The organism is Halogeometricum sp. CBA1124, assembly GCF_009741955.1.
GTDB classification, from domain to species: Archaea; Halobacteriota; Halobacteria; order Halobacteriales; family Haloferacaceae; genus Halogeometricum; species Halogeometricum rufum.
This window is the reverse complement of record NZ_WPCD01000019.1, coordinates 1-13,338: the sequence shown is the minus strand read 5'-3', so window position 1 is coordinate 13,338 and position 13,338 is coordinate 1. Positions and strand designations below refer to the sequence as shown.

Here is a 13,338-nt window from a genome sequence, read left to right as displayed (position 1 = left end):
CGTGAAGTACCCGGCCGCGGTACGAAGCCCATGGCCGAGAATAAACTCGACGGACGTGTAGCGTTTATCACGGGGACGAGTCGGGGCATCGGGAAGGCGTTGGCGTTGGAACTGGCGGACGCCGGCGTGAAAGTCGTCTCCACGGGGAAGACGGTGGAGGAACGAGACGACCTGCCGGGGACCATCGTGGAGACGACCGAGGAGATTCGAGAACGGGGCGGCGAGTCCATCTGGCGGCAGATAGACGTGCGCGACGAGGAGTCGGTGGAGGCGGCCATCGAGGACGCCGTCGACGAGTTCGGCGGTATCGACTTCGTCATCAACAACGCGGGCGCGATCCACATCGCCCCGTTCGACGAGACGCCGCCGAAGCGGTTCGACCTGCTGACGGGCGTGAACGTGCGGGGAACGTACGTGACGACGTACGCCGCCCTCCCGTACCTGCGCGAGAGCGACTACGCCCACGTCCTCGCGTTCTCGCCGCCGGTGACGAACACCGCGCGGCCGGGGATGGCCGCCTACGCCGTCTCGAAGTACGGGATGACCGTCGTGATGCAGTCGCTGGCGGAGGAACTCGCCGGCGACGACATCGGCGTGAACAGTCTGTGGCCCGTCGCGGCCATCGAGTCGGAGGCGACGCGCCACTTCGGTATGGGGACGCCGGAGGACTGGCGGACGCCGCAGGTGTCTGCGACGCCGTCACCGAGGTGCTGACCCGCGACCCGACGGAGTGCACTGGCAACGCGTTCTACGACGAGGAAATTCTCCGCGAGGCGGGCGTCGAGGCGTTCGACCGGTACAACGTCGTCGAGGGGGCCGACCCCGGCCCCATGTCAGCCCACCTGTTCGACCCCGACTACGAACGGCCGAACTGACACGGACTATCACATCTGATTCTCAGGAGCGTACTATTTTAAGCCCCGAACGTGACGTTCGACTCAGGGGGAATGGACGCGGTCCGTGAGAGGTGGGTTGTTCTACCCACACATCTCAGAATTCTTATGTAGTTTCGACCGACTTCGAGCTGTGAGCCGTAACGCCGATTCGAGAGATTAGGGGGCGTCTAACGACCGTCTGACACACTCTAGAAAATTGAAATGTGGGTAATTTTATAAGGGTGCATACATACCTCCTAGGCGATGAAGTTCCCCTCGGTCCCCGGGCGCACCACAGACGGTCGACGAGTCCATCTCCCCGTCGACTTCGAGGGGGAACAGACGCTCGTCGTTCTCAGTTTCCACCCGCGACAACAGTCGCTGGTCGACTCCTGGCGCGGATTCGCCAACGAACTCCGCGAGGAGTACGACCACTTCGACTACTACGAACTGTTCGTCACCGGCGGAAACAGCGGGATGCTCCCGCCGACGACCATGGGCGGTCTGTCTCCGTCGAACGCCCGCCGTCGGTTGGACGACAACACCGTGTTCGTCCCCGTGGACAAGAACGCCTTCCAGCGCAGACTCGGTATCGTCGGTGAACAGACAATCTACGCCTTCCTCGTGGAGGACGGCGAAGTCGTCAGACAGGCGGCCGGCGTCCTCAACTCCACCACCGCGGAGGCACTCGAATCGCTCCTCGAAGAGTACGAACACGCGCAGGGTCGCTGGTCCGAGATGGGCGGCGACACCGCCGAGGAGTCCTCGGGCGGCTAATCGGTCGACGCCGCGAGCGACTCCCTCCGACCCGACTCACGCTTCGTCTGCGACCGCCGTCTCGAATCGCTTCTCAGACCACTAACTCGACGGGGTACGACGTGAGGTTCTCGTACCCGTCGTCGGTGACGACGACGATGTCCTCGATGCGGACGCCGCCGACGGACGGGTCGTACAGTCCCGGCTCTATCGTTATCACGTGTCCGGGCTCCAGTTCCTCCCCGTTCGGCGCGATGCGCGGCAGTTCGTGCACGTCGAGTCCGACGCCGTGTCCCGTCGAGTGGATGAACCCCGTCTCCGCCGTCGCGTTCGACCGGAGCGTGTCGTGGCCGGCCGCCTCGTAGATGTCGCAGACCACGTCGTGTACGTCCGCGCCGGTGACGCCGGGTTCGACGGCGTCGAGTGCCGCGTCGAGCGCCTCGTGCGTCAGGTCGAACCACTCGCGTATCTCCTCGGAGGGGTCTCCCTTCAGGAACGTCCGCGTCATGTCGGCGTGGTAGCCCGTCGTCTTCGACCGCGGGAAGATGTCGACGATGATGGCCTCGTCCGCGCGGAGCGGACCGCTCCCCTGATCGTGCGGGTCCGCGGCGTCCGCGCCGCAGGCGACGATGGTGTCGTCCAGCCCGCAGCCGTGTCGGAGGAGCGTCACCTCTATCTCCTCTTTGACGCGTTCGCTCGTCAGGGGGTCTCCCTCGTAGACGAGCGTCCCGTCCTCGACGGCGGCGGCTTCGAGGAGGTCCTCCGTCGCCCGCATCGCCGCCTCGTTGGCCGCCTGCGCCTCGCGGACGTGCGCTATCTCCTCGTCGGTCTTCGTGGCGCGAATCTCCGCCACCCGGTCGGAGTCCTCGGGTTCGACGGCGACGCCGCGGTCACGCATGCCGTCTGCGGGGCCGAGCGGGAACCGTTCGGGCGTCAGCACGGACGACACGTCGTACTCCGCCAGAAATTCGGCGTGGACGCGGGCCTTCGCCTCGGCCGGACCGTGCTCGGAGACGAGTTCGCGGTAGTCGTACTCGGCGACGCGGCGCACCTCGTCGGCGCGACTCTGCTTCTTCGCGCGGCCGTACTCCAGCGCAGAGACGAGGAGGACCGTCCGCTCGGGGGTGTAGAGCGTGACGAACGGGTCGTGCGCGTCGAACCCCGAGAGGTACTTCTGCGTCGAGTTGTGGCTGGTGTCGTCGACGAGGTAGCCGTCGGCACCCTCCTCGGACAGCAGGTCGTCGAGGCGAGAGAAATCCGGGTCCATGGCCCCGCTTTCGCCGTGATGGTTGATAAGCCCACGCGTCGCGGAACGCCGGACGCGCCGCGGGGCCGCCGTCGGTCGCACGCCGGAATCCTCGCCGCCTCCGGTACCCTCATACGCACCCCCGCGCCATCGGGAGGCATGGACGTCACCGTCTCGCCGTCTCGCGTCGCAGGTCGAACCCGCGCCCCGCCGTCGAAGAGCTACACCCACCGCGCCATCCTCGCCGCCGGGTACGGCGCGTCGGCGACGGTGCTGAACCCCCTCGTCAGCGCCGACACGCGGGCGACGATGCGCGCCGTGGACGCCTTCGGCGGCGAGACCGAGTTGGCGGACGACGGCTCCGAGTTGGTCGTGGACGGGTTCGACGGCCGCCCCGACGCGCCCGACGACGTGGTGAACTGCGAGAACTCCGGGACGACGATGCGCCTGGTCACCGCCTGCGCCGCCCTCGGCGACGACTTGACCGTCCTCACCGGCGACGACTCGCTCCGCTCCCGCCCGCAGGGTCCGCTCCTCGACGCCGTCGGGGAACTGGGCGGCCGCGGCGAGTCCACGCGGCGAAACGGACGGGCGCCCCTCGTCGTCGGTGACGGGATGACCGGCGGCGCGGTGTCGATTCCGGGCGACGTCTCCTCGCAGTACATCACGGCGCTCCTGATGGCCGGCGCCGTCACCGACGAGGGCGTCGACGTGGCGTTAGAGACGGAACTGAAGTCCGCGCCGTACGTCGACATCACGCTCGAACTCCTCGCCGAGTACGGCGTCGACGCCGAGGCGACGGCGGAGGGCTTCTCCGTCGCGGGCGGGCAGTCCTACGCCCCCGTGGGCGGCGAGTACGAGGTGCCCGGCGACTTCTCCTCCATCTCCTACCTCCTCGCCGCGGGCGCGTCGCCGCCGCCGACGGGGACACCGTCGTCGTCGAGGGCGCTCGACCGAGCGCACAGGGCGACGCCGCCATCGTGGACGTCGTTCGCGACATGGGCGCCGAAGTGGACTGGGACCGGGACGCGGGCGAACTCGACCGTCTCGCGGGCGGCCCTCTCGGGGACGACGGTGGACGTCGGCGACACGCCGGACCTCCTGCCGACCATCGCCGCCCTCGGTGCCGTCGCCGACGGCGACACCGTCATCGAGAACTGCGAGCACGTCCGCTACAAGGAGACGGACCGCGTGCGCGCGATGGCCGAGGAACTCGGGAAGATGGGCGCGTCGGTGACCGAGGAGGAGGACCGCCTCACGATTCACGGCGACGAGACGGACCTCGCGGGCGCGACGGTTGACGGCCGCCACGACCACCGCATCGTCATGTCGCTGGCCGTCGCCGGACTCGTCGCCGACGGCGAGACGACGGTGACCGGCGCCGAACACGTCGACGTGTCGTTCCCGAAGTTCTTCGAGACGCTGGACTCGCTAGGGGCGTCGGTCCAGCGGTCGTAGTCGGGCGTCCGTCGCCGACTCGTTCCCTGCTGTTCGCCCTCCCGTCGTCGCCGGCCGCCGCCACTCAGTCGCTCGCCGACTCGGCCGTCGGCCCCTCGCCGGTGACGCCCGTTCGGCGGACGACGGCGTCCACCCACCAGAGTTTCAGTCCCATCGCCGCCGCCGTCCCGAGCACCGTTCCCCGCCGGTCGCGTCTGACGGCGGAGACGACGGCGTACAGCGTCGCGGGGACGTTGAGCAGGTTGAGGACGTTCGGGTACGACGGCCCCATCGTGCCGTTGCCCGCGGCCAACCACTCGCGTTCGGCGAGGACGATACGGCTGAGGTACGAGTCCGTCCGCTCCGGCGGCGGGAACAGGACGGGGTTGAGGGCGGCGAACGCGAGCGTCGCCGCGAGGAGTCGGGCGTCGCGACGGTAGATGGCGGTCATCAGCGCCGGGAGCAGGACGAAGCGCGTGCCCGCGCTCCACGGGTTCGCGTGTCGCTCCCAGAACGCGTCTTCGAGCGTCTCCCGGAACGTCTCGGGTGGCGTGGTCATACGGACGCGTACGGCCACGCGAGATATAGTTCCTCTCCGCAGGCCGACCCTCGTCCGACCGCGTGCCGCCGCGCGTCGGGCGAGGGACCCTCTCGGTCGTCACCCCCGCTCTCGGGCCCCCACGATTGCGCCTTTCTGCAAACTCTAAATGGCCGCGCCACAGACCGACGGGCATGAACGGAAATCGCTTCGGCCGACTCTTTCAGGTGACCACCTACGGCGAGAGCACGGTGACGCGATGGGCGTCACCGTCTCGGGGTGTCCGGCCGGACTCGAACTCGACGAGGAGGACGTGCAGAAGGAACTGGACCGCCGGAAGCCCGGCCAGTCGATGATAACCACCTCGCGGGGCGAACCCGACGCCGTCGTCATCAACTCCGGGACGCAGGACGGGTACACGACGGGGACGCCCATCGGCATGGTCATCGAGAACAAGGACGCCCGGTCGGGCAAGTACGAACCGTACGTGACGGCTCCGCGCCCCTCTCACGGCGACTTCACCTACTCGGCGAAGTTCGGGACGCGCAACTGGGGCGGCGGCGGGCGGTCCTCCGCGCGCGAGACGGTGAACTGGGTGGCCGCCGGCGCCGTCGCCGGGAAGATTCTCGAAGCGGAGGGCGTGCAGGTGAAGGCGCACGTGAACCAGATCGGTGACATCGAAGCGCCGCCGGTGACGTTCGAGGAGATGCTCGAACACACCGAGGAGAACGAGGTGCGCTGTGCGCACCCCGAGACGGCCGACCGGATGCGCGACCGAATCGACGAGTACCAGACGGAGGGCGACTCCATCGGCGGGTCCATCTACTTCGAGACGCGGGGCGTCCCGCGCGGACTGGGGGCCCCGCGGTTCGACTCGTTCTCGGCCCGCCTCGGGCAGGCGATGATGTCCATCCCCGCGACGACGGCGTTCGAGTTCGGACTCGGCCGCGAGGCGCGCGAGTGGACCGGAAAGGACAGAAACGAGGACTGGACGTTCGACGAGGAGGGGGACCCGACGCCCGTCGGCAACAAACACGGCGGCATCCAGGGCGGTATCACCACGGGTCAACCCGTCTTCGGCGAGGTGACGTGGCACGCGCCGACGTCCATCCCGAAAGAGCAGACGACGGTGGACTGGGAGACGGGCGAGGAGAAGGACATCCAGGTGGTCGGCCGGCACGACCCGGTCCTCCCGCCGCGGGCCGTCCCCGTCGTCGAGGCGATGCTCAACCTCACCATCGTGGACTTCATGCTCCTCGGCGGCCACATCAACCCCGACCGGATGGACGGACAGGTGGGCGAGTACGACACCGACTACCACCCCCGAAGTCCGGACAACCAGTAGTTGGCTCTCGCGAACGTCTCGGCGAACTGTTAGTTCGAATCCGAGTAAATTCCCCGGGCACGCCGGCGAAAATCGAACGAACGTCCAGTCGAAGCTCCGATATCGGCACTCGTACTATGAATATAATGACCTTCATTATCTTTCCTTGTCAATGCATAGCAAAGGCTTTAATCAACTCCTCGCGAAAATATCCTTTAGTGGCCCTCGTGGGCCTGTGTTGAAGATATGACTGACGATGAACTCATCTGGCGAATCGCAGGCGGATCTGGGGACGGTATCGCCTCGACAAGCCAGAACTTCGCAAAGGCCCTGATGCGCTCGGGGCTACACGTATTCACGCATCGGCACTATCCGTCGCGTATCCGCGGCGGTCACACGTACACAGAGATTCGCGCGTCGGCCGACCCCGTCAAGTCCCGCGGGGACGGCTACAACTTCCTGCTCGCGCTGGGCGACTCGTTCGCCCGGAACCCGCAGGAGAACGCGTACTACGGCAACGAAGAGCTGAAGCCGCTGTCGGAGAACCTCGACGAACTCCGCGAGGGCGGGGTCATCGTCTACGACTCGGGTCTGCTCGACGCGAGCGAGATAGAGGACTTCGACGAACGCGTCGAAGAGAACGGCTGGCACGTCTACGACATCGACCTGCGCACGATGGCTCGCGAGCACGGGCGCGAGGTCATGCGCAACACGGCCGGTGTGGGCGTCACGTGCGCCATCGCCGGCATCGACACCGAGTGGATCGAGGACCTCATGCGGGACGCGATGCCCGAGAAGATTCTCGAACCCAACCTCGAAATCCTCGAAGCGGCCTACGAGATGGTCCAAGAGGACTACGACGTCGACGCCCCGGACATCTCGGTGCCCGAGGGCGAACACGACGAAGAGCAGGTCCTCCTCTCCGGGTCCGACGCCATCGCGTACGGCGCACTCGACGAGGGCTGTCGGTTCATCGCGGGCTACCCGATGACCCCGTGGACCGAAGTGTTCACCATCATGTCCCAGAACCTGCCCGAGGTCGGCGGTATCTCCGAGCAGGTCGAGGACGAAATCGCGGCCGCGGCGCTCGCCATCGGCGCATCGCACGCGGGCGTCAAGGCGATGTCCGGGTCGTCCGGCGGCGGGTTCGCGCTGATGTCCGAACCGCTCGGTCTCGCCGAGATGACCGAGACGCCGGTCGTCCTCGTCGAGGCCATGCGCGCCGGTCCCTCGACGGGCATGCCGACGAAGCCCGAACAGGGCGACCTCGAACACGTCCTGTACACCTCGCAGGGCGACTCCCACCGCGTCGTCTTCGCGCCCTCGGGCGCGGCGGAGGCGTACCACCAGACACGCAAGGCGTTCCAGATCGCCTACGAGTACCAGATTCCGAGCATCGTCCTCTACGACCAGAAGAACGGCGGGGAACTCCAGAACGTCCCGGCCAGCGTCTTCGACGAGGAACCCAACGGCGACCTCGGGTCGGTGCTGACCGAGGAGGAACTCGCGGACGCGCCGCACGACCCCTCCGGGAAGTACGACCGCTTCCAGCACGAGGGCGAGAACGGCGTCAGTCCGCGGTCCATCCCCGGCCAGAAGGGCGGCCGCTACCTCGCGACGGGCAACGAGCACATGCCCGCCGGCCACATCTCCGAGGACCCCGACAACCGCGTCCATCAGGTGAACCGCCGGATGGAGAAACTGGAGGCCATCCGGGCAGAACTCGACGACGCCGACGTGCCGAACAACACCCTGCACGGCCCCGAGGACGCCGAGTACGGCATCATGACGTTCGGCTCCCAGCAGGGGACCGTCGAGGAAGCCGTGGACCGACTGAACGACCGCGGCCACTCGGTGAAGGCGCTCGGCGTCAGCGAGATGGCGCCGTACCCGGTCGAACAGGTCGCCGAGTTCCTCGAGAGCGTCGACGACTGTCTCGTCGTCGAGATGAACGCCTCGGCGCAGTTCCGCGGGCTGACCCAGAAAGAGGTCGGCCGCTTCGGCGAGAAGATGTCGAGCCTCCTCAAGTACAACGGCAATCCGTTCGAACCCGAGGAGATAACCGAGGGCTTCGTCAAGAGCATCGTCGAAGGTGAGGAACTGCCCACCCACGAGACCAAGTTCGTCCCCGCAGCGAGTGATTAAACATGAGTGCATTCAACGCAATCGGCGAAGAGGTCGAACGCGACCGTAACGAGTACACGCCCGGTCTCGAACCCCAGCCCACGTGGTGTCCCGGCTGTGGTGACTTCGGGGTCCTGAAGGCCCTGAAGGGCGCCGCGGCAGAACTCGGTCTGTCGCCCGAGGAGATGCTCGTCACGACGGGCATCGGCTGCTCCGGCAAACTGAACAGCTACTTCGAGAGCTACGGCTTCCACACGATTCACGGTCGCTCGCTCCCCATCGCGCGCGCCGCGAAACTCGCGAACCCCGGCCTGACGGTCGTCGCCGCCGGCGGCGACGGCGACGGCTACGGCATCGGCGGGAACCACTTCATGCACACCGCCCGCGAGAACCACGACATCACCTACATCGTGTTCAACAACGAGATCTTCGGCCTGACGAAGGGGCAGACGTCGCCCACGTCGCCGATGGGTCACAAGTCGAAGACCCAGCCGCACGGGTCGGCCAAGCAGCCGATTCGGCCGCTCTCGATGTCGCTGAACGCCGGCGCGTCGTACGTCGCCCGCACCGCCGCCGTCAACCCGAACCAGGCGAAAGACATCATCGTCGAGGCCATCGAACACGACGGGTTCAGCCACATCGACTTCCTGACGCAGTGCCCGACGTGGAACAAGGACGCCAAGCAGTACGTCCCCTACATCGACATCAACGAGTCCGACGACTACGAGTTCGACAAGACGAACCGGTCGGAGGCGTCGGAGATGATGTTCGAGACGGAGAACGTCCTCAACGAGGGCACGGTCCTGACGGGTCGGTACTACCACGACGAGGACCGACCGTCCTACCAGCAGGAGAAACAGCAGATCGGCGAGATGCCCGAGGAACCCCTCGCAGAGCGGTACTTCGAGGACGACTACGAGTGGGAGCGCTCCCACGACCTGTTCCTCGACAAGCACAAGTAACGGCACGAACGCGGCCGTTCGCACTCCGCGATACGCCGTTTTCCGATTCGGAAGATATTTTTTGGCGAAGCAAAAGAGATAGCTATGGAAACCACATCGACGGAGGGACGAATCCTCGCCGTCCTCGAACAGGACGCGCAGGCGTCCTACGCGGAAATCGCCGACCGGGCGGACGTCTCGAAGCCGACGGTCAGGAAGTACATCCAGAAACTGGAGTCCGACGGCGTCATCGTCGGCTACTCGGCGGACGTCGACCCGAAGAAACTCTCCGGGCAGTCCATCGCGTTCGTCGGCATCGACGTGGCCTCCGAGCGTTACGTCGAGGCGACGCGCGCGCTGAAGGCGCTAGAACCCGTCGAGTCGCTCTACTCGTCGTCGGGCGACCACATGCTGATGGCGGAAGTCCGCGCCGCCGACGGCGACGCCCTCGGCGACGTCATCGCCGAGGAGATTCTGAGCATCGACGGCGTCACGGCCGCGCACCCGTCGTTCCTGCAGGAACGGCTGAAGTAGGCCGCGCCAGCGCCGACGCCGGTCGAGACGGTATCGCCCCTCCCTCCGTCCTCGGATGCCACGCGACGACGAGCGACGGCGCTCGGTTCGTTCGCCGCGCTTCACTTTCGCCGCGCTTTGGGAAGGCTAAGGAGCCTGCACCTCCGAGGGGACACCGATGGCGGGCGAGACGCTCCCGGGCGTGACGCACGGCGAGAGCGCCGCGGAGCGCATCGTCCTGCACGTGGACATGGACTGCTTCTACGCCTCCTGCGAACGCCTCCGGGAACCCGAACTCCGCGGCGAACCCGTCGTCGTCGGGATGGGGTACGAGGACGGCGAGTCGTTCGGCGCCGTCGCCACGGCGAGTTACGAGGCGCGCGAGTACGGCGTCGACAGCGCCCAGCCCATCTCGCAGGCGCTCGAACGCCTCCCCCGCGTCGAGAACGCCGACGGCGAACCGGGCGGCCACTACCGCCCCGTCGACATCGACTACTACAAGTCCGTCGCGGCGGAGGTCAAGGAGATTCTGCACGACTGTGCGGACGTGGTGCGGGAGGTGAGCATCGACGAGGCCTATCTCGACGTAACCGACAGCACGTCGTGGCAGACGGTCGACGGGGGCGACCGGACGCTCGCGGAGGGCGTCGGCCGCTACCTCAAACAGCGCATCCGCCGGGAGGTGGGCGTCCCCGCCAGCGTCGGCGTCGCGCCCAACATGTCCGCCGCGAAGGTTGCGTCCGACCACGACAAGCCCGACGGACTGGTCGTCGTCCCGCCGGGCACGGTGCGGGAGTTCCTCGCCCCCCTGTCGGTCACCGAAGTCCACGGCGTCGGTCCCGTCACGGCGCGGACGATGGCCGAGATGGGGATTCAGACCGCGGGCGACTTGGCCGCGGCCGACTCCGGGGCGTGGAAGACCGGTTCGGCTCCCGCGGCCGCGAACTCCACGACAGGGCGCGCGGCGTCGACGACAGGGAGGTGACGCCGACCGGTCGCCCGAAGAGTCTCTCGCGGGAGTCGGCGTTCGCCGAGGCGACCGAAGACGAGGCGGAGAAGCGGGAGATAGTCACCGCGCTGGCCGCCGACGTGGCCGAACGCGCCCGGAGTCGCGGCGCGATGTACCGCACCATCGGCATCAAGGTGGTCGTGCCGCCGTACGACGTGAACACGCGGGCGCAGTCGCTGTCGGGGCCGGTGGACGACCCCGAGTTGGTCCGCGAGGTGGCCGTGGACCTGCTCTCGGAGTTCGACGACGAGGCGGCGCGGAAGGTCGGCGTGCGCGTCTCGAACCTCTCGTTCGCCGACGCGACCAGTCCAGCCTCGACGGGTGGGAGGGGGCGGCGGACGGCGAGACGGAGTCGCCGCCGTCGGACGCGAGGGCGGCCGAGTCGTCGGCGACGGAGTCTGCGGACGACGCGACGGCCGACGGAACCGACGACGCCCGCCGTCACGGGTCCGAAAACACCCGCGGAACCGGGTCCGACGGGCAGGTATCGCTGGGCGACTTCGACTGACGCCCGGACGGCGGCGGTATCGACCGTCCGCCGGGCGTCGGACGCGAGGGGAGGAACTATGAGGCGGCGGGAAGACGAACCGATAGATGACCGAGGACACGGAGACGATTACCGTCGCCGACGTGCGCGACGGCGTGGGGGGAGACGCGGACGCGGACCCGGGGTCGCCGGTGGAACTGCCCGTGGTCGACATCCTGACCGGCCGCGGGTTCATCACCGGCAAGTCCGGGTCCGGGAAGTCCAACACCGCGTCGGTCGTCATCGAGAAACTGCTGTCGAACAACTTCCCGGTCCTCATCGTCGACACCGACGGGGAGTACTACGGCCTCAAAGAGCAGTTCGAACTCCTGCACGCCGGCGCGGACGACGAGTGCGACATCCAGGTCAGCCCCGAACACGCCGAGAAACTGGCGCATCTGGCCCTCGAACAGAACGTTCCCATCATCCTCGACGTGTCGGGCTACCTCGACGAGGACGACGCGCAGGAACTCCTGACCGAGGTGGCGAAGAACCTCTTCGCCAAGGAGAAGAAGCTGAAGAAGCCGTTCTTGATGCTGGTCGAGGAGTGCCACGAGTACATCCCCGAGGGCGGCGGGATGGACGAGGCGGGCAAGATGCTCATCAAGATAGGCAAGCGCGGCCGAAAGCACGGGCTGGGCATCGTCGGCATCTCCCAGCGACCGGCCGACGTGAAGAAGGACTTCATCACCCAGTGCGACTGGCTCTGCTGGCACCGCCTGACGTGGAACAACGACACGAAAGTCGTCGGGCGAATCCTCGGCTCGGAGTACGCCGACGCCATCGAGGACATGGCCAACGGGGAGGCGTTCCTCGTCACCGACTGGTCCGAGTCCATCCGCCGCGTCCAGTTCAGGAAGAAGAACACGTTCGACGCGGGCGCGACGCCCGGACTGGACGACTTCGACGCCCCGACCTGAAGTCCGTGGACGGCAACCTCGTCTCGGAGTTGCAGGACATCTCCGACGAGAAGGCCCGCCGCGAGAGCGAAATCGCGGACCTCAGACAGGAGATAGAGAAGAAGGAGGCGAAGATTCGCGACTTAGAGCGGGAGTTGGAGGAGGCTCGCGACCTGTCGCAGATGGCCGACCAGTTCGCGCAGGCGATGTTCCAGAAGGCCGAGGCGCCGTACCGCGGCGGGGACGGGCGGAACCTCAGCCAGGCCTCGGAGAAGCAGTCCGCACTCGGCGAGTACGACGCGTCGAACGGCGCGTCCGGCGCGGCGAACGGCCAGTCGGCCGACGCCGACGGACACCCCGCCGACGTCGACGGGCGGGCCGACGCGGACGCTCCCGAGACGGCGGCCGGCGACGACCGAACGGGCGACGCGACGGACGAACGGGTGGAGGACGCCGTCGCCGCGGCCACGGCGGGCGCGTACCCGGGACTGGACGCCGGCCCGGACGGCGTCGGCGAGGACCGCTCGGTCGCCCCCGAACGGGCGCACAGCGGACTCGACGGGCTCAACGGCCGCGAGGACGTGGTCGAACGGCTCCGGAACGTCGTCGCCTCCCTCCCCGAGGAGTCGCGCCGGATGCTCGCGTTCTACCGCGAGATAGACGCCTGCGACCCGGTGGACGCCCACGTCGCGGCGGGCGAAGTCGGCGACAAACAACTCGCGTACAGCCGGAACGGCCCGCTCCGCCGGGCGGGGTTCGTCGAACACGTCGGTCGGGGACGCTACGCCTACGCCATCCCCGAACTCGTCCGCGAGACGTTCGCCGACAGACTCGACGACGAGGAACTCTCGGCCGTCGTCGCCGCCGTCGAAGCCGCGTTCGTCCCGACGATGGGTGACGACGCGGAGAGCGGCGACGAAGAAGACGAGCGGGCCGAGGCGGACGACTGACCGGCTCCGATGCTCGACGGCCCTCGTCGGTCGATGGTACTCGGTGCGGAGACGGTGCTTCTCGTCCTGTTCTTCAACGTCGCCGAGTTCACGGTCTTTCCGTGGCCGTTCCCCGAATACGGTCCGCTCGCCACGTTCTCGCTGGCCGGACTCGGCTGTCTCGCGGTACTCGCAGGCGTCGCCGTCGCCCCCTTCAGCGG

Annotated in this window: 8 protein-coding genes and 4 pseudogenes; 10 read left to right on the top strand and 2 right to left on the bottom strand. The window is 67.6% G+C overall.

Features of this window, described 5'->3' with window-relative positions; genetic code table 11:
- The first annotated feature begins 30 nt into the window (after positions 1-30).
- Positions 31-875, top strand: a pseudogene (locus GJ632_RS04600) (SDR family oxidoreductase).
- A 264-nt stretch (positions 876-1,139) separates the two neighbouring features.
- Positions 1,140-1,652 (top strand): hypothetical protein, encoded by a 513-nt coding sequence (locus GJ632_RS04595; protein ID WP_089806402.1) that lies wholly within the window; start codon positions 1,140-1,142, stop codon positions 1,650-1,652.
- Between the two features lie 73 nt (positions 1,653-1,725).
- Here the strand turns inward: GJ632_RS04595 and GJ632_RS04590 are convergent, their stop codons facing one another.
- Positions 1,726-2,898 (bottom strand): Xaa-Pro peptidase family protein, encoded by a 1,173-nt coding sequence (locus GJ632_RS04590; protein ID WP_191452229.1) that lies wholly within the window; start codon positions 2,896-2,898, stop codon positions 1,726-1,728.
- 138 nt (positions 2,899-3,036) lie between these two features.
- Here GJ632_RS04590 and GJ632_RS04585 point away from each other — a divergent pair, with 138 nt between their 5' ends.
- Positions 3,037-4,335: a 3-phosphoshikimate 1-carboxyvinyltransferase gene (locus GJ632_RS04585; RefSeq protein WP_197427884.1), complete on the top strand. Its 1,299-nt coding sequence runs from the start codon at positions 3,037-3,039 to the stop codon at positions 4,333-4,335.
- Between the two features lie 64 nt (positions 4,336-4,399).
- Here GJ632_RS04585 and GJ632_RS04580 read toward each other — a convergent pair whose 3' ends face one another.
- Positions 4,400-4,873, bottom strand: coding sequence for a DUF6653 family protein (locus GJ632_RS04580; protein ID WP_191452227.1), 474 nt, complete (start codon positions 4,871-4,873; stop codon positions 4,400-4,402).
- A gap of 173 nt (positions 4,874-5,046) precedes the next feature.
- Between GJ632_RS04580 and aroC the strand changes: the two are divergent.
- The 7 genes and pseudogenes from aroC to GJ632_RS04545 form a co-directional block, all read left to right on the top strand.
- Positions 5,047-6,197: pseudogene (aroC, locus tag GJ632_RS04575) on the top strand (chorismate synthase).
- Between the two features lie 225 nt (positions 6,198-6,422).
- Complete coding sequence (locus GJ632_RS04570; protein WP_191452226.1) at positions 6,423-8,321, top strand: 2-oxoacid:acceptor oxidoreductase subunit alpha; 1,899 nt, start codon at positions 6,423-6,425, stop codon at positions 8,319-8,321.
- A 2-nt stretch (positions 8,322-8,323) separates the two neighbouring features.
- Complete coding sequence (locus GJ632_RS04565; protein ID WP_089806391.1) at positions 8,324-9,262, top strand: thiamine pyrophosphate-dependent enzyme; 939 nt, start codon at positions 8,324-8,326, stop codon at positions 9,260-9,262.
- Positions 9,263-9,346: 84 nt separating this feature from the next.
- Positions 9,347-9,775, top strand: coding sequence for an HTH-type transcriptional regulator LrpA1 (lrpA1, locus tag GJ632_RS04560; protein WP_191452225.1), 429 nt, complete (start codon positions 9,347-9,349; stop codon positions 9,773-9,775).
- 157 nt (positions 9,776-9,932) lie between these two features.
- A pseudogene (dinB, locus tag GJ632_RS04555) lies at positions 9,933-11,271 on the top strand (DNA polymerase IV).
- 86 nt (positions 11,272-11,357) lie between these two features.
- Positions 11,358-13,138, top strand: a pseudogene (locus tag GJ632_RS04550) (helicase HerA domain-containing protein).
- 9 nt (positions 13,139-13,147) lie between these two features.
- Positions 13,148-13,338 (top strand): hypothetical protein (locus GJ632_RS04545; RefSeq protein WP_191452224.1); only part of this gene is annotated, 191 nt, incomplete at its 3' end.

Coding starts and splice junctions, on each gene's coding strand:
- GJ632_RS04595 (WP_089806402.1), top strand. CDS start 1,140: ATGAAGTTCCCCTCGGTCCCCGGGCGCACCACAGACGGTCGACGAGTC.
- GJ632_RS04590 (WP_191452229.1), bottom strand. CDS start 2,898: ATGGACCCGGATTTCTCTCGCCTCGACGACCTGCTGTCCGAGGAGGGT.
- GJ632_RS04585 (WP_197427884.1), top strand. CDS start 3,037: ATGGACGTCACCGTCTCGCCGTCTCGCGTCGCAGGTCGAACCCGCGCC.
- GJ632_RS04580 (WP_191452227.1), bottom strand. CDS start 4,873: ATGACCACGCCACCCGAGACGTTCCGGGAGACGCTCGAAGACGCGTTC.
- GJ632_RS04570 (WP_191452226.1), top strand. CDS start 6,423: ATGACTGACGATGAACTCATCTGGCGAATCGCAGGCGGATCTGGGGAC.
- GJ632_RS04565 (WP_089806391.1), top strand. CDS start 8,324: ATGAGTGCATTCAACGCAATCGGCGAAGAGGTCGAACGCGACCGTAAC.
- lrpA1 (WP_191452225.1), top strand. CDS start 9,347: ATGGAAACCACATCGACGGAGGGACGAATCCTCGCCGTCCTCGAACAG.